Source organism: Streptomyces sp. NPDC001922 (assembly GCF_042891165.1).
GTDB lineage: Bacteria > Actinomycetota > Actinomycetes > Streptomycetales > Streptomycetaceae > Streptomyces.
Genome location: NZ_JBIASV010000016.1, coordinates 164,013 through 184,699, shown reverse-complemented (window position 1 = coordinate 184,699; position 20,687 = coordinate 164,013). Strand labels below are relative to the sequence as shown.

Here is a 20,687-nt window from a genome sequence, read left to right as displayed (position 1 = left end):
GGCCTCACTTGACCTGGATCTCGTTGTAGACGGGGACGCTGAACGGGTTGAGCGTCACGTTGCTGATGCGCTCCGAGTAGCCGCCGTTGCCGTTCTGGTACCAGAGCGGGATGGCCGGCATCTGCTGGGCGAGGATCTTCTCGGCGTCCTGGAAGGTGCCGACGGCCTGTGCGGTGTCGCTCTCGCCGTTCGCTCGGTTGACGAGGTTGTCGAAGTCCTTGTTGGTGAACTTGCCGTCGTTGGAGGAGGCGCCGGTGTAGTAGAGCGGCTGGAGGAAGTTCTGGATCAGTGGGTAGTCCATCTGCCAGCCGGCGCGGAACGGGCCGGTCATCTTGCCGCTGGTGACCTGGTTGCGGTAGTCGGCGAAGGTGCCGACGGGCTTGACCGTGCAGGCCTGGTCGTCGCCCAGCACGTTGTTGATGCTGTTGCAGACGGCGTCCGTCCACAGCCGGTGGGAGCCGGTGTCGACGTTGGTGGTGATCGTCATCCGGCCGCCGGGGAGGCCGCCGCCCTCCTCGATGAGCTTCTTGGCCGCGGCGGGGTCGTACACGCAGGCGTCGCCGCAGAGCCCGGCCCGGTAGCCGCCGTCCGCCCCGAGGACCGGTGAGGTCCAGTCGGTGGCGGGGGTGCGGGTCTTCTGGAAGATCTGCTCGGTGATCTGCGGGCGGTTGATGGCCCGGGAGATGCCGAGCCGCAGCTTCTCCTTCCCCGGGCCCCAGTCCTTGTCGTAGTAGGGGAAGGTGAGGGTCTGGATGATGCCCGCCGGCTGGTTGATGTAGCGGCTGCCGAGGTCGCTGGGGGCGTTCTTGAGCTGCGAGGCGGGGATGTCGTCGGCCAGGTCGAGGTTGCCGGCCAGCAGATCGGTGTAGGCGGTGTTGTTGTCGGTGTAGACCTTGAGGTCCACACCGCCGTTCCGCGCCTTGTCGCTGCCGGGGTACTCGTTCCAGGTGCGCAGCTGCATCTGCGAGCCCTTGGTGTACGAGTCGATGGTGTACGGGCCGTTGCCCACCGGCTGGCTCAGCCAGGCGGAGTGGTCGCTGAAGAAGGTCTTCGGGAGCGGGGAGAACGCCGCGTATCCGAGGGTGTCGGGCCAGGTGGAGAACTTCTGGCTCAGCTTCACCGTGAACGTCCGGTCGTCCTTCACCTTGAGGCCGGAGAGGGTCTTGGCGGTGGGGCTGCCGGACTCCGGGTGGACCTGGTCGTAGCCCTGGATGGTGTCGAAGAAGGGGGCGTTCTTCTGCTTGTTCGTGATGAGGGCCCCGTAGTTCCAGGCGTCCACGAACGAGTGGGAGGTGACCTTCTCGCCGTTGCTGAAGGTCCAGCCGTCCTTGAGGGTGATGGTGAAGTTCTGCGAGTCGGTCGTATCGATCTTCTCGGCCACCATGTTCTGGGCCGCGCCGGTCCGGGGGTCGTACTTCTTCAGACCGCGGAAGACCATGTCCATGACCTTGCCGCCCTGGACCTCGTTGGTGTTGGCCGGCTCGAGCGGGTTCTGGGGGTCGCCCCAGGAGGAGCTGACGATTCCGGAACCGTCGGTGCCGCTGCCCCCACCGCCGCTGCCGCACGCCGTCGCGGCGAGGGCGACGGTCACGGCGCCTGCGGCCCACTTGGCGTACATGGCTCCGCGCATGGGTGCCTCCTTGGAGTGCCAGGTCTCACGTAGACCAAATAACACCCCAAATTGCCCCAAAGTGCACTTATGCTAACTCCCTACACGCGGATCATGCGCCAGATCCCCCCGAATGCCCGCCCCGCGGCCGGCCCGGTCCCGGGAACAGACGTGCGCCCCACGGACAGTCCCGTGGGGCGCACGATCCGGAGCGGGGCGGCCTCAGGCCGCGTGCACCACGTCCTTCTCCTCCGCGAAGTGGCACGCCGAATCATGGGCGGCCGGGGAGTCACTGTCCGCGAACCGCTCCGGGATCGCGAGCAGCGGCACCTCCGTGGAGCACTTCTCCTCGGCCTTCCAGCAGCGGGTGCGGAAGCGGCAGCCGGACGGCGGGTTGGCCGGGGACGGCACGTCGCCGGCCAGGATGATCCGCTCCCGGCCCTCGCGCGCCTCCGGATCGGGCACCGGCACGGCGGAGAGCAGCGCCTGGGTGTACGGGTGGGTCGGGTGGTCGTAGATCTCGGTGTCGGTCCCGATCTCCGCCATCCGGCCCAGGTACATCACCCCGACGCGGTCGGAGATGTGCCGGACGATCGACAGGTCGTGCGCGATGAACAGGTAGGAGAGGTTGAACTCCTCCTGGAGCCGGTCCATCAGGTTGATGACCTGCGCCTGCACCGAGACGTCCAGCGCCGAGACCGGCTCGTCGCAGATGATGATCTCCGGGTTGAGCGCCAGGCCCCGGGCGATACCGATGCGCTGCCGCTGACCGCCGGAGAACTGGTGCGGGTACCGGTTGATGTACTCCGGGTTCAGCCCGACGACGTCCAGCAGCTCCTGCACCTTGCGCCGCCGGTCGCCCTTCGGGGCCACCTCCGGGTGGATGTCGAACGGCTCACCGATGATGTCGCCGACGGTCATCCGCGGGTTGAGCGAGGTGTACGGGTCCTGGAACACCATCTGGATGTTCCGCCGCACCGCCTTCAGCGCCCGCCCCGACAGCTTGGTGATGTCCTGGCCCTTGTAGAAGACCTCGCCGGAGGTGGCGGTCTCCAGGGTCATCAGCAGCTTGGCGACGGTGGACTTGCCGCAGCCGGACTCGCCGACGATGCCCAGCGTCTCGCCCTGGTAGAGGTCGAAGGAGACACCGTCCACGGCCTTGACCGCGCCGACCTGCCGCTTGAAGAGGATGCCCTGGGTCAGCGGGAAGTGCTTGACCAGGTTGCGCACCTGGAGGATCGGCTCGCCCCGCTCCACCGGGGCCGCGATGGCGGCCTCCACCTCGGTGGTGGTGGAGGCGTCGCTCGTCACCACCTCGGTGACGTTCGGGGTCGCGTCCACGGCCTCATCGGTCTTCTTGATCTCAGCCATGGATCGTCTCCTTCCAGAAGTGGCAAGCGCTGCCGCGGCCGGCCAGCTCGCTGCCGTCCCGCTCGGTGACCTGGTGCAGCACCGGCACCTCGGTGCGGCAGCTGTCCTCGGCCTTCGGGCAGCGCGGGTTGAAGGCGCAGCCGGACGGGATCTTCAGCAGGTTGGGCGGCAGGCCCTTGATCGCGTAGAGGTCCTGCCCCTTCTGGTCCAGCCGCGGGATCGAGTCCAGCAGACCCCGGGTGTACGGATGCGCCGGACGCTTGTACAGCTCGTGCACCGGAGCCGTCTCCACGATCCGCCCCGCGTACATCACCGCGATCTTGTCCGCGACGTCGGCGACGACACCGAGGTCATGGGTGATGAGGATCAGACCCATGTTGAACTCCTGCTGGAGCTCGGCCAGCAGGTCCATCACCTGCGCCTGGACCGTCACGTCCAGCGCCGTCGTCGGCTCGTCCGCAATGATCAGATCCGGCTCCAGCGCCAGCGCCATCGCGATCATGATCCGCTGCCGCATACCGCCGGAGAACTGGTGCGGATAGTCCCCCACCCGCTGCTTCGCCGCCGGAATCCGCACCCGGTCCATCAGCTCGACCGCCTTGGCCTTGGCCTCCTTGCGGGAGAGGCCCTGATGCACCCGGAACATCTCACCGAGCTGATAGCCGACGGAGAGCACCGGATTCAGAGAGGAGAGCGCGTCCTGGAAGATCATCGCCATCTTGGCGCCGCGGATCTTCCGCCGTTCCTCGTTGCTCATGGTGAGCATGTCCCGGCCCTGGAACAGGATTTCGCCCTGCGGGATCCGGCCGGGGGGCATGTCGAGGATGCCCATGATGGCCTGCGCGGTGACGGACTTGCCGGAGCCGGACTCGCCGAGCACCGCCAGCGTCTCGCCGGGGGCCACGCTGTAGTTGACCCCGTTCACCGCCTTGGCGATGCCGTCCCGGGTGTGGAACTCCACGTGCAGATCACGGACTTCGAGCAGCGGGGTGCTCTCGTCGCCACCGGCACGGGGCGCCGGGACATCAGCTGATTCTTCGATGATGGTCACGTACGCCCTCCTCAGCGCAGCTTGGGGTCGAGGGCGTCGCGCACCGCGTCGCCGAGCATGATGAACGCGTACACGGTGATGCTGACCGCGAGTGCGGGGAAGAGCATGACGTGCGGGTTGTCGCGCAGGACGTCCTTGGCCATGGAGACATCGGTGCCCCAGGAGATCGCCGGGTCGGCGAGTCCCATGCCCAGGTACGAGAGGGTGGCCTCGGCCGAGATGAAGCCGCCGAGCGAGATGGTGGCGACGACGATGGCCGGAGCGACGGAATTCGGCAGCACGTGCCGGAACATGATCCGGGTGGTGCTCGCGCCGAGCGCCCGGGCCGCCATGACGTAGTCGGCGTGCTTGTTGGTGATCACCGCACTGCGCATCACCCGGGTGATCTGCGTCCAGCCCAGGAAGGCCAGCGCGCCGATGACCACGAGGACGTCGCGCTTGGTGAACGCGTTGAGCACGACCATGGCACCGAGCAGGAACGGCAGGCCGAAGAAGACATCGGTGAGCCGGGAGATGATCCCGTCCAGCCAGCCGCCGAAGTAGCCGGCAAGCATGCCGAGGACACCACCGACCAGCGTCACCACGAAGGTGACGCCGACACCGACCAGGATGGAGGCGCGGGTTCCGTAAACGGTACGCGCGTAGACACTGTTGCCCTGGTTGTCATAGCCGAACCAGTCGGGCTGGAAGAAGTGCGTCAGCTGGGGCTTGGTCAGGAAGTGGTCGGTGAGCTGTCCGGCTCGCGGGTTGGCGCTGGTGAAGAGCGTCGGGAACGCGGCCATGGTGAACAGCACGAGCAGCAGCAGCACCGAGATCACAAAGACCGGGCGGCGGCGCAGGTCGTGCCAGGCGTCGCCCCACAGGCTGCGCGCCTTCTCGGTGGCCACGCTCGCCGCGGGCTCGGCGGCAGGTGCCGCGACGGCGTCGACGACCTGCTCCGTCTTCGTCTTGGTCACGTCAGGCATACCGGATCCTCGGGTCCAGGACCGCGTAGAGCAGGTCGACGATCAGGTTGAGCACCAGGAAGATGAGGACGAAGACCGTGACGATACCGACGATCGTCGAGCCCTCGCGCTGGCCGAGCGCGTGGAAGAGCACGTTCCCGACACCCTGGACGTTGAAGATTCCCTCGGTGACCACCGCGCCGCCCATCAGGGCACCGATGTCGGACCCGAGGAAGGTGATGACGGGAATCAGCGAGTTGCGCAACAGATGGACACCGACGATGCGGCCCCGGGGCAGGCCCTTGGCCAGCGCGGTGCGCATGTAGTCCGCCCGGCGGTTCTCGGCGACGGTGGTCCGGGTGAGCCGCGCGACATACGCCAGCGAGAGCATCGCCAGGACGAAGCCGGGCAGCATCAACTGTCCGATGTCCATGGAGTCCTGGACGCTGGGCGTGACCCAGCCCAGGGTGTCGGCGAACAGCGTCTGAGCCAGATAGCCGAGGACGAAGACCGGGATCGAGATGACGACCAGGGTGAACGCGAGCACCCCGGTGTCCACCGCCCGGCCCGCCTTCAGACCGGCCCAGACCCCGAGAGCGATGCCCAGCACGATCTCGATGGTGAGGGCCACCAGGGTGAGCCGGACCGTGACCGGGAAGGCCATCGACATCTCGTCCAGGACCGGCCGGCCGCCGAACGTGGTGCCGAAGTCGCCCTTGAACAGATCGGTCATGTAGTTCAGATACTGCTGCCACAGCGGCAGGTCCAGACCGAATTCATGGCGCAGCTGCGCGACCTGGGCGGGGTCCGCCGCCTTGTCGCCCCACATCGCCCGGACGGGGTCTCCGGGGAGTGAGTGCACCATCAGGAAAATCAACAGAGTCGTCCCGATGAACACCGGGATCATCTGGAGCAGTCGCCGCGCGACGTAGCGCCCCATCATGCCTCCAAGCCGTGAGGGGTGGCGGCAGACCCTCGGCACCGCCCTGCGGTGGGGGTGCGGGGCCTACGCCTGCAGGCCGGTGCCGCCGCTTCGTACGAGCGGCGGCACCGGCCGGCGTTCCCGGGTTCTCTACTTCTGCTTCACCTGGACGTCGGTGAAGATGGGGTCGCCGTCCTGGGCGAACGGGATCTTCCCGAACACGTTCTTGGACTGACCGGAGTCGACCTTGTAGTACCAGAGCGGGATCGCCGGCATGTCGGCTGCCAGCAGCTTCTCGGCCTCCTGGTACTTCTTGACCGTCTCGTCGAGGGTCGGGGCCTTGTCCGCCTCGGCCGACAGCTTGTCGAACTTCTTGTTCGAGTAGGCGTCGGTGTTGCCCGCGGCCGTGGTGCCGTACAGGTCACGCATGAAGTTGGCGTTGACCGGGTAGTCCAGCGTCCAGCCGGACCGGTGCATCGACTTGACCTGCTTGTTGTCACGGGCGTTCAGGTCGGCCTGGAAGTCCGGCTTGGAGTCACCGACGCACTCGACGCCGGTGGCGTTGCGGATGCTGTTGCAGACCGCGTCGACCCAGATCTTGTGCGGCTGGTCCGCGTTGAACTGGATCGAGATCTTGTTGGTCGGGACGCCGCCACCCTCCTTGATGAGGGCCTTGGCCTTCTTCGGGTTGTAGGTGCACGCCTCACCACAGGCGCCGTCCTGGTAGCCGAGGACGTCCTTGGCGACGAAGCTGGTCGCCGGGACGCGGCTGCCGTTCAGCGTCTTCTTGGTGATGGTGTCACGGTCGATCGCCATCGACAGACCCTGCTTGACCTTGGGGTCGATGTTCTTCCACTGCTTGGTGTAGAAGGCGAAGGCGATGGTCTGGATCGACGACTGGTCGGTGTTGATCGCCCGCTCGCCCAGGTCCTGCTTGTAGTTGGCGAGGGAGGTCGTCGGAATCTGCTCGATCCAGTCCAGCTGGTCGGAGCGCAGGTCCGAGTAGGCGGCCTCGGCGGTCGTGTAGTTCTTGAAGTCGATGCCGCCGTTCTTGGCCTTGTTCGACCCCTTGTAGTCGTCGTACTTCCGGACCTTGATCAGCTTCTTGTGGTCCCAGGAGACGAACTTGTAGGGGCCGTTGCCGACCGGCTTCTCGCCGTAGCCCTTGGGGTCCTTGAAGAAGCCGCTGGGGAGCGGCGCCCAGACGTCGTAGCCCAGCTTGTAGGCGAAGTACGAGATCGAGTCCTTGAGGCTGATCGTGAACTCGTTGTCGTTCACGACCTTCAGGCCGGACATCTTGTCCGAGGTCGGCTTGCCCTTCTCGGGGTGGACGTCCTCGTAGCCCTTGATGTCCTGGAACCAGCTGGAGTTGGTCTGGCCGTTCTTGACGTTGGCCGACCAGTTCCAGGAGTCCACATAGGACTTGGCGGTGACCGGCTCGCCGTTGTGGAACTTCCACCCCGGCTTGAGCTTGACGGTCCAGACGGAGGAGTCCTTGTTCGGCGTGACCGACTCGGCGTTGATGTACTCGAGCTTGCCGGTGCCGGGCTGGTAGTCCACGAGGCCGGAGAAGATGGTGCGCAGCACGCGACTCCCCTGGCTCTCCTTGGCGTTCGCCGGCTGGAGCGGGTGCTGCGGCTCACTCAGCTGGGCGACAAGGATCCCCTTGGGGTCCGGCTTGCCGTCGTTGATGCCGCCGCCGGCACCGGAGTCGTTGCCGCCACCGCAGGCGGTCGCGGCCATCGCCACGACGATCGCGCCCGCGACCCACTTGGCGCTCTTGGCACCGCGCATGGGTATGCCTCCTCAGGAGTCCACTGTCCATTACATGGAAGGACGCCGGCCGCGCGCTGACACCCCTGACAGCTGCAGTCGGCACCCCCTGCTCGTGAGTCGGCGCTCCCCACAGCGCTTGACCCATTGACCCGAGCTCAATGGACCCAACTATCGAGTAGGTTCGCGCCGTAAACCACACGTAAGGGATCTCGTTTTGGTCACATCAAGTTCATCGAGATGCCCGAAATCCGGACAAAGGGAGCCCATGCAGACAGGCATGAAACGGACTGTTAACGCTTCTTCCGGTGATCGGTGCCCGATATCCGAACACGGCGCGAGGGAAATCCCGTTGACACGCGGGGGCACGCACGACGGCCCGGCACCCTCGTCGAAAGGGGTGCCGGGCCGAGCGTATCCCTGCGGCTGAAGAGCTGTCAGCTCATCGGCTCACGCGGGAGAGTCACCGGTGAGGCAGCGTGTCACCGCTTGGCGCGCGACGCCGTGCGGCCGCGCTCCTTCTGGTCCAGGACGACCTTGCGGATGCGCACGGCCTCCGGGGTCACCTCGACGCACTCGTCGTCGCGGCAGAACTCCAGGGACTGCTCCAGCGACAGCTTGCGCGGCGGCACGATCGCCTCGAAGGAGTCGGCCGAGGAGGAGCGCATGTTGGTGAGCTTCTTCTCCTTGGTGATGTTGACGTCCATGTCGTCGGAGCGGGAGTTCTCACCGACGATCATGCCCTCGTACACCTCGGTGCCCGGGTCGGTGAAGAGCACACCGCGCTCCTGGAGGTTGGTCATCGCGAAGGCGGTGACCGCACCGGAACGGTCGGCGACCAGGGAGCCGTTGTTACGGGTGGAGAGCTGGCCGAACCACGGCTCGTGGCCCTCGTGGATGGAGTGCGCGATACCGGTGCCGCGGGTGTTGGTCAGGAACTCGGTACGGAAGCCGATCAGACCGCGGGAGGGGACGACGAACTCCATGCGGACCCAGCCGGAGCCATGGTTGGACATGTTGTCCATGCGGCCCTTGCGGACACCCATCAGCTGGGTGACGGCGCCCATGTGCTCCTCGGGCACGTCGATGGTCATGCGCTCGACGGGCTCGTAGGTCTTGCCGTCGACCTCCTTGGTGACCACCTGCGGCTTGCCGATGGTCATCTCGAAGCCCTCGCGGCGCATCTGCTCGACCAGGATGGCCAGCGCCAGCTCGCCGCGGCCCTGCACCTCCCAGGCGTCGGGACGCTCGGTCTCCAGCACGCGGAGCGAGACGTTACCGATCAGCTCGCGCTCCAGGCGGTCCTTGACCTGGCGGGCGGTGACCTTGCGGTCCTTGACCGCGTTCTTGGCGTCCGCGCCCTTGCCGGTGCCGCCCTTGCCGACCAGCGGCGAGGTGTTGGTGCCGATGGTCATCGAGATCGCGGGCTCGTCGACCGTGATCAGCGGCAGCGCGACCGGGTTCTCCGGGTCGGCCAGCGTCTCGCCGATCATGATGTCGGGGATGCCGGCGACGGCGCAGATGTCGCCCGGACCGGCCTTCTCGGCGGGCTTGCGGGTGAGCGCCTCGGTCATCATCAGCTCGGTGATGCGGACGTTGGAGATCGAGCCGTCGCGCTTGATCCAGGCGACGGTCTGCCCCTTCTTCAGCTCGCCCTGCTCGACCCGGAGCAGCGCGATACGGCCGAGGAAGTTGTCGGCGTCGAGGTTGGTGACGTGCGCCTGGAGCGGGGCGGTCTCGTCGTACTCCGGGGAGGGAACCGTCTCGAGCAGCGTGCTGAAGAACGGCTCCAGGTTGTCGCTGTCGGCCGGGACGGTGCCGTCCTCCGGCTTGGTGAGCGAGGCGACGCCGTCACGGGCGCAGGCGTAGACGATCGGGAACTCGATCTGGTCCTCGTCCGCGTCCAGGTCCAGGAAGAGGTCGTACGTCTCGTCGACGACCTCGGCGATCCGGGAGTCCGGGCGGTCGGTCTTGTTGATGCACAGGATGACCGGCATCCGGGCCTGGAGGGCCTTGCGGAGCACGAAGCGGGTCTGGGGCAGCGGGCCCTCGGAGGCGTCGACCAGCAGGACGACCGCGTCGACCATCGACAGACCGCGCTCGACCTCACCGCCGAAGTCGGCGTGGCCGGGGGTGTCGATGATGTTGATGGTGACCGGGTCGCCACCGTCCTTCGGGTGGTACTTGACCGCGGTGTTCTTCGCGAGAATGGTGATGCCCTTCTCGCGCTCGAGGTCGTTCGAGTCCATCATGCGCTCGTCGAGGTTCTCAGCGGCGTGCGCGGCGAAGGCACCGGCCTGCTTCAGCATGGCGTCGACGAGGGTCGTCTTGCCGTGGTCGACGTGGGCGACGATGGCGACGTTACGAATGTCGTGGCGCGTGGGCATGGGTGACTAGCGCTTCTCTCGGATCGTGGGATGCGGCGTCTCATTCCTCGTACGCCCCGCCGGGCTGGCCCGCCTCGGCTGCCTCCCATGGTACGTGGACCGGAAAACTCCGGACTCCCCGGCGATGCCTACCGCCCGTACCACCCGTCCCCGCGCCGGTCAGGAGCGCGCCGGATCGCCCTCGCGGCAGCCGAGCCGGGCCGCCTCGCGCAGCCACGCCGGCCGCTTCTTCCCGGGCTTGGCGGCGCAGCGCACCACGTCCAGATCGGCCCCCGACCGCCAGGTGAGCACATGGCCGGAGGTGGTGCCGCTCCGGCCGGTGCCCCGGCAGGTGTAGGTGAAGTCGGCTTCGACCAGCCGGACCGAGCGGGCCGTGAGGTAGCGGCCGGACCGGCTCGCGGACCAGGTGCCGGTGGAGCTGCCGTCGTCCCGCGAGCTGGCCGGGGAGCCCTCCATGCCGTCACCCGCCAGGCCGTCGGCCTTCAGCCGCTGGGCGAGGGCCTGGATCACCAGGTCGGAGGGGAGCGCCGGGCCCCGGGCCGCCACCGTCGGCGTGAAGCGCACGAGTTCCACGTTGCGCTCGCTGCTGATCTCCCGGCCCTTGCGGTACTGCTGGGTCGGGGAGAGGTCGGTGACGACCGAGCGCTGGGCGGCGTTGAACCAGCGGTAGGTGCCGTCCTGGCACGCCTGCTCCACCGCCCGGCGGGCGGGCGGTGCGGGGGCGGGCCGCTTCGCGGCGGCCTCGGTCCTGGCCGGCTTGTCGTCGTTCTCCGCCGAGCAGCCCGCCGTCCCCGCTGCCACCAGGACGGCCACCGCTGCTGCGATCCACACACGCTGCATGCTCTCGACTCCCCCGTTCCCGGGTCTGATCACGGTCATGGTCTCGGTCCGCGGGGGACGGGCCCCCGGGGCGGTGCGGCGAGGGCCCTCCCGGCCGGTGGCGGGCCGGCCCTCGCCACCGGTCCGTCCGGGCGCTCCGCGGAAGCCGTCTCCCCGGAGCGCGTTGTACTGCGGAGAGCCCTGTCCTGCGGAAGCCGTCTCCTGCCGAAGCCGTCCCCGCCGGACCGGTCTCCTGCGGAGGCGCTACTTCCGGAAGCCGATGTCCTGGTAGCGCGGGGTGGCGAAGCCGAAGGCCCCGACGTTCGCGAGGTTCGACCGCGCCGCCACCAGCTGCGGCCGCTGGTAGAGCGGGAGCGAACCGGCCACCGCCCAGATCCGGGCGTCCGCCCGGCGCACCAGGCTGCGCGAGGCCGCGCCGTCCAGCTCGGAGACCGCCTGGTCGAAGAGCTGGTCGATGTGGTCCGTGCCGACCCGGGTGTAGTTCTGCTCGACGATCAGCGAGCCGTCCGCCGCGGGCTGCGGCTTGGCGAAGATCGGACGGGCGTCGGTGGCCGGGTAGGCGCTCGCGGGCCAGGACCACAGGGCGAGGTCGTAGTCACCGGCGGCGATGTGGTCCTTGAAGTAGCTGTCGTCCTTGACCTTGACGATCTCGGTCCTGACGCCGATGTCCTCCAGCATCGCGGAGATCCGGTCGCCGACGGTGCGCAGCGGTTCGGCACCGGTTCCGGTCGGCAGGACGAAGCGGAGGACCAGCGGCTTGCCGTCCTTGCGGACCGCGTGGGCATCGGCCGACCCGGCCCTGCTGCCGCCCGGCCCGGCCTCCTTGGTCGTGCCCTTCTTCTCCCGGTCCTTCTTCGCCTGCTTCTCGCCGTCCTGCTTCTGGCCGTCCTGCTTCTCGCCGTCGTCCTTCCGCGCGCTCTCTTGCTTCTCCCGGTCCTTCTTCGCCTGCTTCTCTTCGTCCTGCTTCTCCCGGGCCTTCTTCTCCTCGTCCCGCTTCTTCTCGTCCCGTTTCTTCTCGTCCTGCTTCTTCTCGTCCCGCTTCTCGTCCTTCTTCTCGCCGTGCTCCTCCCGGGCCTGCTTCTTCTTCTCGTCCCGCTCCTCGGCACTGCCGTCGTCGCCGTTGCGCCGGTCGTCCGCCTTCCCGCCCGCCTTGGGCAGGTCCGCGCCGCCCTCCCGCCGCCAGCCCGCGGAGCTCAGCAGCGCCTGGGCGGCCTCGGTGTCCTGACTGCCGAGCGCGGCGCTGTTGTCCTGGTAGCCCTGCTGCCCGGCCATCAGCAGATGGCTGCCGAGCGGCTGGGCGGGCAGCGCGAGCGGCTTCAGCACGGCGTCGGCGATGGCCTGCCGGTTGATCGCCCGGGCGACGGCCCGGCGCACCCGCTCGTCGGCGAGGGGCCCGGAGGCGCCGTTCAGCGCGAGCTGCGTGTAGGCGGGCTCCAGGGACTTGCGCACGGTGTAGCCGCGCAGGTTCTCCGCCCGGGCGGCCACCGCGCGGCGCGCCCGCTCGGCGGCGCGCTCCTGCGGCGTCCCGTGGGCCCGGGCCCAGGCCCGGAGCGCCTCCGTCGGACCGGCGTGGGCGGAGCGGAGCGCTCCGGCGAGCGACTCGCCGTGGTGGGCCGCCTGCCGCGCGCCGCCCTTCTCGCTCCGGCTCCCGCTCTTCGGCCGCGCCGCGGCCTGGATCTTCTCCACCGTCGACCGGTCGATGTCCGCGACGTCCAGCTCACCGGCGCTCAGGGCGGCCGCCCGCCGGTCCCGCGCCACGGCCCGGAACACCACCGAGTCCAGCTTCGGCCGCTCGCCCCACCAGCGCGGATTCCGGACCAGGGTGACCTTCCCCCGCCCCTTCGCACCGTCGACGCCCTTCAGCGCGAAGGGGCCGGCCGTGGCCTTGAGCGTCTTGCGGGCGCCGTCGTTGAAGGCCCCGGGGGTGCCCATGACGGCCTTGGGGTAGAGCGGGGTGAACAGCGACCGCCAGTCGGTGTACGGCTTGGCGAAGGTGACCCGGACCTCCTGCGGGCTGTGCCCCCGCTCGATCTTCCGGATCCGCTCGTACCCGGCGTTGCGCGCGGTCCAGTAGGCGCGGTTCCGGCCGCTGAGCGCCTTCCACTGGGCCACGAAGTCCTCCGCGCCGAGGGCCCGGCCGTCGCTCCACTTGGCCGCGCGCTTCAGCTTGTAGACGACGACCTGCTGGGGCTCGCGCTCGGTCACGTCCGCGGAGTCGAGGTAGTCGGCGTTCCGCTTGGGCCGGCCGCGCTCGTCGAGGGTGAACAGCGCGGGCAGGACCGCCCCGGCGATGCGGTCGCTGGCCGCATCGGCGTCGGACTGGAAGGTGTTGAGGGTCACCGGCACGGCGTCGATCGCCCAGCGCACCGTGCCGCCGCCGTGCAGCTGTCCGCGGGCCGCGGAAGCGACGTCCTGCGGTACGACGGCCTGCCGGGGAGTGGCCTCCTCGGAGGACGAGGAGCTGCAGCCGGCCAGCACCGGCAGCGGAAGGAGCACGCCCGCCGCGAGGAGCGCGGTGCAGCGGCGCTGACGGGAGGCCGCCCCGACTCGGATGCCGTCGATCGACATGTCTGAACCTCCGGGCTGGACACGTTTGGCGGCTTATGTCTTTCATCGCATCTATTGCTGCACCACTGAACGCGACGCCCCCCGTTCCGGGGCGCAGACACGGCGGACACGGGGGCTTTGCCACCCGGAGGGAGCAAGCCCGACGACACTCCGCGCGCTGACAGGGCGTATCCGGACGACACGAAATGGGTAATCGTGGTGGCGCCCTAGCCAAGGCAATATGTGACGCGCGACACTCTCATGCGCATCAGCGTTGTCAGCCTCCCTCCTGCTCCCTTCGACAGGAGGAGCCCATGGGAAGCGAGGGCATTTCATGTCCCTTCAGGACGATCTGACAGCCGCACAGCGCACGGTGGAGGAGCTGTTCCGCACCGTCGGCCGACTGGAGCAGCAGATCGGGACCGGCCTGGAGATCCGCCGGGTGCGCGCCGACGCGGACCATCTGCGCGAGAGTCTGGCCCTGCTGCGCGAGACCGCCCCACCCGAGCGGGCCGGGACCACGCCCCGCCGCACCGACCTCGTCACCATCCCCGACGCCCCCTACAACAGCGCTCTGTGGGCGGACGCCGAGGACGAAGGTCTCGGCGCGCGCGACCGGCGCGCGCCCTAGTGCCGTGACCGGAGAGGCGCACCGGCACGCGGCGCCCGGCACGGCACCTCGCCGCGGGCTCTCCGGCACACCTCTCCGGTCACGGCACCAGCCGACGACGGGCCCCTCCGCTCCACGTCCACCGCCGATCCCACTCCAGCACGGAGTCACTCTTGGCCACTGGCACCGAACCCCGACCGGGCACCGACGACCCCGGCGACGCACGGGGCGGAGTGCTCTCCGCCCCGCGTGCCGCCATTCCGGCGCGACATCTGCGGACCGACCGCTGGTGGCTGGCGCCGGCCGTCACCGCCGCCGGTCTGCTCGCCTTCATCGTCTACTCGACCTGGCGGGCCTTCGCCAATTCCCACTACTACGCGGCGCCGTACGTCTCGCCGTTCTACTCCCCGTGTCTCGCGGAGAACTGCGAGACCATGCGCGGCGGCCCCAACTGGGAGATCTTCGGCAGCTGGTGGGGCCTCTCCCCCGCCCTGCTGATCCTCATCTTCCCGCTGGGCTTCCGGCTCACCTGCTACTACTACCGCAAGGCCTACTACCGGGGCTTCTGGGCCTCGCCCCCGGCGTGCGCGGTCGCGGAGCCGCACCGCACGTACACCGGCGAGACCCGCTTCCCGCTGATCCTGCAGAACATCCACCGGTACTTCTTCTACGCCGCGCTGCCGGTGGCCGGGATCCTGACGTACGACACCGTGCTCGGCTTCCGGAACAGCGAGTACGAGTGGGGCCACATGGGTCTGGGCACCCTGGTCTTCCTCGTCAACATCGTGCTGATCTGGGCGTACACCCTGTCCTGCCACTCCTGCCGGCACATCATCGGCGGCCGGCTCCGGCACTTCTCCAAGCACCCGGTGCGCTACCGGATGTGGGGCTGGGTGGGAAAGCTCAACGAGCGGCACATGCTTCTCGCCTGGTCGTCACTGATCAGCGTCGCGCTCGCCGACTTCTACGTCTATCTGCTCGCCACCGGCGCCTTCGACGACCCGCGGCTCTTCTGAGATGGAGATGGAACAACGATGACCCAAGTCGACCGGCAGGCGTGGGACGTGGTCGTGGTCGGTGCGGGAGGCGCCGGCCTGCGCGCCGCCATCGAGGCCCGGGAACAGGGCATGCGGACCGCGGTGATCTGCAAGTCGCTGTTCGGCAAGGCCCACACGGTCATGGCCGAGGGCGGCATCGCCGCCAGCATGGGCAATGTGAACGCGGGCGACAACTGGCAGGTCCACTTCCGCGACACGATGCGCGGCGGCAAGTTCCTCAACCAGTGGCGGATGGCGGAGCTGCACGCGCGCGAGGCCCCCGACCGGGTGTGGGAGCTGGAGACCTGGGGGGCGCTCTTCGACCGCACGAAGGACGGGCGGATCTCCCAGCGGAACTTCGGCGGCCACGAGTACCCGCGGCTCGCCCACGTCGGCGACCGCACCGGTCTGGAGCTGATCCGCACCCTCCAGCAGAAGATCGTCTCGCTCCAGCAGGAGGACGAGCGGGAGCACGGCGACCACGAGGCGCGGCTGAAGATCTTCCAGGAGTGCACCGTCACCCGGGTACTGAAGTCCGACGGCAGGGTCGCGGGCGTCTTCGGCTACGAGCGCGAGTCCGGGCGGTTCTTCGTCATCGAGGCCCCGGCCGTGGTGCTCGCCACCGGCGGCATCGGCAAGTCCTTCAAGGTGACCTCCAACTCCTGGGAGTACACCGGTGACGGGCACGCCCTCGCGCTGCTCGCCGGGGCCCCGCTGATCAACATGGAGTTCGTGCAGTTCCACCCCACCGGGATGGTCTGGCCGCCGTCGGTGAAGGGGATCCTCGTCACCGAGTCCGTGCGCGGCGACGGCGGCGTGCTCCGCAACAGCGAGGGCAAGCGCTTCATGTTCGACTACATCCCGGACGTCTTCAAGGAGAAGTACGCGCAGAGCGAGGACGAGGGCGACCGCTGGTACGAGGACCCGGACCACAACCGCCGCCCGCCCGAGCTGCTGCCCCGCGACGAGGTCGCCCGCGCCATCAACTCCGAGGTGAAGGCGGGCCGGGGCTCGCCGCACGGCGGAGTGTTCCTGGACGTGTCCACCCGGATGCCCGCCGAGGCGATCAAGCGGCGGCTGCCGTCCATGCACCACCAGTTCAAGGAGCTGGCGGACGTCGACATCACCGCCGAGCCGATGGAGGTCGGGCCGACCTGCCACTACGTGATGGGCGGGGTGGACGTGGACCCCGACACCACGGCCGCCACCGGGGTGCCCGGGCTCTTCGCGGCGGGCGAGGTCGCGGGCGGTATGCACGGCTCCAACCGGCTGGGCGGCAACTCCCTGTCGGACCTGCTGGTCTTCGGACGGCGGGCCGGGCTGCACGCGGCGGAGTACGCCGCCGCACCGGCCGGTGGCGCCCGTCCGCTGCCGGAGGACACGGAGATCGCCATGGCGGAGGCGGAGGCGCTGCGCCCGTTCAGTGCCGAGGGCCCCGATCCGGAGCACCCGGACAGCCGCCCCGCGGAGAACCCGTACACGCTCCACCAGGAGCTCCAGCAGACGATGAACGACCTCGTCGGCATCATCCGGCGGGAGAGCGAGATGACGGAGGCACTGCACCGGCTGGCTGCGCTGCGGCTGCGGGCGCGGCGCGCGGGCGTCGAGGGGCACCGGCAGTTCAACCCGGGCTGGCACCTGGCGATCGATCTGCGGAACATGCTGCTGGTCAGCGAGTGCGTGGCGCGGGCCGGGCTGGAACGCACGGAGAGCCGCGGCGGCCACACCCGGGACGACCATCCGCGGATGGACCGGGACTGGCGGCGGATCAACCTGGTCTGCCGGCTCTCCGACCCGACGGGCGGCCTGGCCGCGACCGACACCGAGCGCGGACAGATCCGGCTGGAGCGGCGGGAGAGCGAGCCCATCCGGGACGACCTGCTCGGGCTGTTCGAGAAGGAAGAGCTGGTGAAGTACCTGACGGACGAGGAGCTGACCCAGTGAGTGGCTACGAGGCCCGCTTCAAGGTGTGGCGGGGCGACCCGGACGGCGGCGGCCTGGAGGACTTCCGGGTGGAGGTCCACGAGGGTGAGGTGGTGCTCGACATCATCCACCGGCTCCAGGCCACGCAGGCGCCCGATCTGGCCGTGCGGTGGAACTGCAAGGCGGGCAAGTGCGGTTCGTGCAGTGCGGAGATCAACGGGCGGCCGCGGCTGCTGTGCATGACGCGGATGTCGGTCTTCGAGCGGTCGGAGACCATCACGGTCACCCCGCTGCGGGCCTTCCCGGTCGTCCGGGACCTGGTGACGGACGTGTCGTTCAACTACACCAAGGCGCGGGAGGTGCCGTCGTTCGTCCCGCCGCCGGGGGTCGCGCCGGGCGAGTACCGGATGATGCAGGAGGACGTGGGGCGCTCGCAGGAGTTCCGCAAGTGCATCGAGTGCTTCCTGTGCCAGGACACCTGCCATGTGATGCGCGACCACGAGGAGAACAAGCCGGCCTTCGCCGGGCCGCGCTTCCTCATGCGGGTCGCGGAGCTGGACATGCATCCGCTGGACGCCGCCGAGGAGTCCGGCCTGGACCGCAAGCGGACCGCGCAGGACGACCACGGGCTGGGCTACTGCAACATCACCAAGTGCTGCACGGAGGTCTGCCCGGAGGGGATCAAGATCACCGACAACGCGCTGATCCCGCTGAAGGAGCGGGCCGCGGACCGGAAGTACGACCCGCTGGTCTGGCTGGGCGACAAGATCCGGCGGCGGGGCTGAGCCGGTGACCGGCCGCGGCCCGTGACGGCGGGCCGGGCACGCGCGGAGGGGGAGGGCCGGACGGCCCTCCCCCTCCGGTACGTCGGGCGCCTCAGTACAGGCTGAGCAGGGCCTCCACCGGGTCCACGGCCGCCGACTCACCGCCCGGCAGGGCGAGTTCGAACCAGACCGTCTTGCCGTGCGGGGTGCGGCGGCTGCCCCACCCCGCACTGAGCAGGCCGACGAGCTGGAGCCCGCGGCCGCCCTCGTCCGTGTCGCGGGCCCGGCGGCGGCGCGGCTGGACCAGACCGCCGTCCCAGACCTCGCAGACCAGGGTCCGGTCGAGCAGCAGCCGGAGCCGGATCTCACCCTCGCCGTACCGCAGCGCGTTGGTGACCAGCTCGCTGACCAGCAGCTCGGTGGTGTCCACCAGGCTCTCCAGGCCCCAGGCGACGAGCTGTTCGCGCGCCTGCTCGCGGGCCCGGGAGACCGACTGCGGCTCGGGCGCCAGCTTCCAGTCGCCGACCGAGTCCGCGGGCAGGCCCTGCACCCGGGCCATCAGCAGGGCGATGTCGTCCTCGCCGTGGTGGGTGTCCAGGGTGCCCAGGACGTGGTCGCAGAGGTCCTCGAGCGGGTCGGGGGCGCCCGCCGCCGAGGACGGCGGCGGGTTGGTGAGGGCGGTGCGGAAGTCCCGCAGCCCCTCGTCCAGCGGATGGTCGCGGGACTCCACGAGGCCGTCGGTGTAGAGCGCGAGCACCGCCCCGTCGGGGAGCTCGACCTCGACCTCCTCGAAGGGCTCCCCGCCCACGCCGAGCGGCATGCCGGTGGGCACCTCGAGCATCAGGGCGGGCTCGCCCGGCTCGACGAGCGCGGGCGGCAGATGACCGGCGTTGGCGAAGGTGCACCGCCGGGTGACCGGGTCGTAGACCGCGTACACGCAGGTGGCCAGGTAGACCTCGGAGAGGTCGGAGGCGGCCGCGCCGGAGCCGCCGTTCCGGGAGGCGGCCCGGGAGGCGGCCGCGCCGCCGTAGGAGCCGCCGGGGGCCCCGAGGCCGCGGGCGATCTCGTCGAGGGCGGAGAGGACCTCGGCGGGCTCCAGGTCGAGCAGGGCCAGCGTCCGTACGGCGGTGCGCAGTTCGCCCATGGCGACGGCGGCCCGCAGTCCGCGGCCCATCACGTCGCCGACGACCAGGGCGGTGCGGTGGCCGGGCAGTTCGATGACGTCGAACCAGTCGCCGCCGACCTCGGTGGCGGTGGTGCCCGGCAGATAGCGGCAGGCGATGTCGAGTCCGGCGGCCTCCGGGTCACCCGGCGGCAGCAGGCTGCGCTGGAGGATCAGCGCGCGCTCGTGCTCCCGGCGGTAGAGGCGGGCGTTGTCGATGCAGACGGCGGCCCGGGAGGCGAGTTCGACGGCGAGCGCGGTGTCCCGCTCGCCGAACGGCTCGCTGCCCTTGGTGCGGGAGAACTGGGCCAGTCCGACGACGGTGTCGTGGGCGACCATCGGCACCGCGAGGGTGGACTGCACGACGGCGCCGAGCTCCGGGCCGTCGTCGCTGTCCTGGCCGGGGATGACACGGGCCTGGCCGGTGCGCAGGGCGCTGGCACAGGGCGAGTTGAAGGGGTAGCGGTGGACGGCTCCGACGTCGATGGGCCGCGGCTCCCCGTCGTCGGGGACGGTGCAGGCCGAGATGACCACGGGGGCGTCGGAGACGGCGCTGGCGAAGGCGACCCGGCGCAGTTCCGCGCTGCCGTCGGCGAGCCCCGGCGGCGCCTCGTCCCCCACCAGCAGCCCCTGGTAGAGGTCGACGGAGGCCAGGTCGCAGAACTGCGGCACGGCGACGTCCAGGAGTTCCCGGGCGGTGGTCTCCAGGTCGAGGGAGTTGCCGATCCGGGCGCCGGCGGCGTTCAGCAGGGCCAGGTTGCGCCGGGCGCTGGCGGCCTCGCGTTCGGCGTTCCGGCGCCGGGTGACATCGGTGGCGAGTCCGGCCACCCCGATGGGACGGCCGCTCGCGCTGTGCAGCCGGAACAGGTTGACGGACCACCGGTGCCGCTCCTGGTCGCCGGGGACCGCCCCCATCAGCTGGAGCTCCGTCACGGGATTGCCGCTCTCCATGACCTGGCGGAGGGCCCCGGTCAGCCGCTCGGCCTCGCCGCGCGGCAGGTAGTCGGCGGGGCTGCGGCCGCGGTGGGAGTCGATGGTGCCGCCGAAGACCGAGGCGAAGCGGGCGTTGGCCCGCAGGATCCGGAGGTCCGCGCCGAAGAGGATGAAGCCCATCGGAGATTGACCGAAAACCGCCTGCGAGGCGGCGAGGTCGGTCTCGATGCTGCGCAGGGCGCGGACGTCCACGACGATGCAGACCGCGCCGCGGCCGCCGTCGTCCGCGCGGGCCGGCATCACATAGACCTCGGCGAGCCCGTGCGGCCCGGCGCCCTCGATGGCCCGGAACGGGACCAGCCCGACCCACTCGCGGCCGTCCATGATCTCCGCGATCTTGCGGTGCCCGAGGTCGCGCAGCTCCCTGGGGACGAAGGCGTCGATGGGGTCCTTGCCGACGGCGGCGTGGGCGGGGATTCCGAGGAGTTCGGCCGCCCGGTCGCTCCACTGCTCGATGCGGCCGTCGGGCCCGAGTGAGAAGGAGGCCACCCGGATGTAGTCGTAGATCGATCCGGGCGGATTGCTCTGCCACGTGGGGGCAGCCGCTGCCTCGTCAGGCGTCCCCGCCCCCGCTGGTATGTCGCTCACGCGCCCGTCCCCTCCAGCTCACCTTGCCCGGACCGGCCTGGGCCAGTATCCAGCACCCCGGCTGTCCGGAACACGGCCTTCACGATCACAGCACCGTCTCATTCGAGGGTGGGTGCGCCACCCCCGAAATGCTGCCGCCCACTATCGCATCGAAGATCGTTCAGCG

14 protein-coding genes are annotated in these 20,687 nt (G+C 69.7%); 4 read left to right on the top strand and 10 right to left on the bottom strand.

Annotation, left to right across the window (positions count from 1 at the left end):
* Positions 1-4: 4 nt before the first annotated feature.
* From ACFYYR_RS27760 to ACFYYR_RS27720, 9 genes are all read right to left on the bottom strand, one after another.
* Positions 5-1,630 (bottom strand): ABC transporter substrate-binding protein, encoded by a 1,626-nt coding sequence (locus tag ACFYYR_RS27760; protein WP_388859185.1) that lies wholly within the window; start codon positions 1,628-1,630, stop codon positions 5-7.
* A gap of 201 nt (positions 1,631-1,831) precedes the next feature.
* The gene (locus ACFYYR_RS27755; protein WP_388859182.1) at positions 1,832-2,980 is read right to left on the bottom strand and encodes an ABC transporter ATP-binding protein; all 1,149 of its coding nucleotides are present in this window, start codon (positions 2,978-2,980) and stop codon (positions 1,832-1,834) included.
* Positions 2,973-4,031 (bottom strand): ABC transporter ATP-binding protein, encoded by a 1,059-nt coding sequence (locus ACFYYR_RS27750; protein ID WP_388859179.1) that lies wholly within the window; start codon positions 4,029-4,031, stop codon positions 2,973-2,975. Before ACFYYR_RS27750 ends, ACFYYR_RS27755 begins: the two co-directional genes overlap by 8 nt.
* 11 nt (positions 4,032-4,042) lie before the next feature.
* Entirely contained in the window at positions 4,043-4,996 is a 954-nt protein-coding gene (locus tag ACFYYR_RS27745) for an ABC transporter permease (RefSeq protein WP_388859176.1), read from the bottom strand.
* A complete protein-coding gene (locus ACFYYR_RS27740) occupies positions 4,989-5,915 on the bottom strand; it encodes an ABC transporter permease (RefSeq protein ID WP_388859352.1) in 927 nt (308 codons plus the stop codon). The genes ACFYYR_RS27745 and ACFYYR_RS27740 overlap by 8 nt, the downstream gene beginning before the upstream one ends.
* 132 nt (positions 5,916-6,047) lie before the next feature.
* Positions 6,048-7,691, bottom strand: coding sequence for an ABC transporter substrate-binding protein (locus ACFYYR_RS27735; RefSeq protein WP_388859174.1), 1,644 nt, complete (start codon positions 7,689-7,691; stop codon positions 6,048-6,050).
* A gap of 461 nt (positions 7,692-8,152) precedes the next feature.
* Positions 8,153-10,057 carry a translational GTPase TypA gene (gene typA, locus ACFYYR_RS27730; protein WP_388859171.1) on the bottom strand — a complete coding sequence of 635 codons (1,905 nt, stop codon included), beginning with the start codon at positions 10,055-10,057 and terminating at the stop codon, positions 8,153-8,155.
* Positions 10,058-10,216: 159 nt separating this feature from the next.
* A complete protein-coding gene (locus tag ACFYYR_RS27725) occupies positions 10,217-10,897 on the bottom strand; it encodes a hypothetical protein (protein ID WP_388859168.1) in 681 nt (226 codons plus the stop codon).
* A gap of 243 nt (positions 10,898-11,140) precedes the next feature.
* A complete protein-coding gene (locus ACFYYR_RS27720; RefSeq protein ID WP_388859165.1) occupies positions 11,141-13,465 on the bottom strand; it encodes an ABC transporter substrate-binding protein in 2,325 nt (774 codons plus the stop codon).
* A 313-nt stretch (positions 13,466-13,778) separates the two neighbouring features.
* Here ACFYYR_RS27720 and ACFYYR_RS27715 point away from each other — a divergent pair, with 313 nt between their 5' ends.
* The 4 genes from ACFYYR_RS27715 to ACFYYR_RS27700 all read left to right on the top strand — a co-directional run bounded on the left by ACFYYR_RS27715 (position 13,779) and on the right by ACFYYR_RS27700 (position 17,799).
* Complete coding sequence (locus ACFYYR_RS27715; protein ID WP_351504815.1) at positions 13,779-14,075, top strand: hypothetical protein; 297 nt, start codon at positions 13,779-13,781, stop codon at positions 14,073-14,075.
* Positions 14,076-14,227: 152 nt separating this feature from the next.
* The gene (locus ACFYYR_RS27710) at positions 14,228-15,070 is read left to right on the top strand and encodes a hypothetical protein (protein WP_388859162.1); all 843 of its coding nucleotides are present in this window, start codon (positions 14,228-14,230) and stop codon (positions 15,068-15,070) included.
* Positions 15,071-15,088: 18 nt separating this feature from the next.
* Positions 15,089-17,035 (top strand): fumarate reductase/succinate dehydrogenase flavoprotein subunit, encoded by a 1,947-nt coding sequence (locus ACFYYR_RS27705; RefSeq protein WP_388859159.1) that lies wholly within the window; start codon positions 15,089-15,091, stop codon positions 17,033-17,035.
* Complete coding sequence (locus tag ACFYYR_RS27700) at positions 17,032-17,799, top strand: succinate dehydrogenase/fumarate reductase iron-sulfur subunit (RefSeq protein WP_388859156.1); 768 nt, start codon at positions 17,032-17,034, stop codon at positions 17,797-17,799. Before ACFYYR_RS27705 ends, ACFYYR_RS27700 begins: the two co-directional genes overlap by 4 nt.
* Before the next feature lie 91 nt (positions 17,800-17,890).
* On the opposite strand, the gene ACFYYR_RS27695 is transcribed toward ACFYYR_RS27700, so the two are convergent.
* Positions 17,891-20,521 (bottom strand): SpoIIE family protein phosphatase, encoded by a 2,631-nt coding sequence (locus tag ACFYYR_RS27695; protein ID WP_388859153.1) that lies wholly within the window; start codon positions 20,519-20,521, stop codon positions 17,891-17,893.
* Positions 20,522-20,687 lie beyond the last annotated feature (166 nt).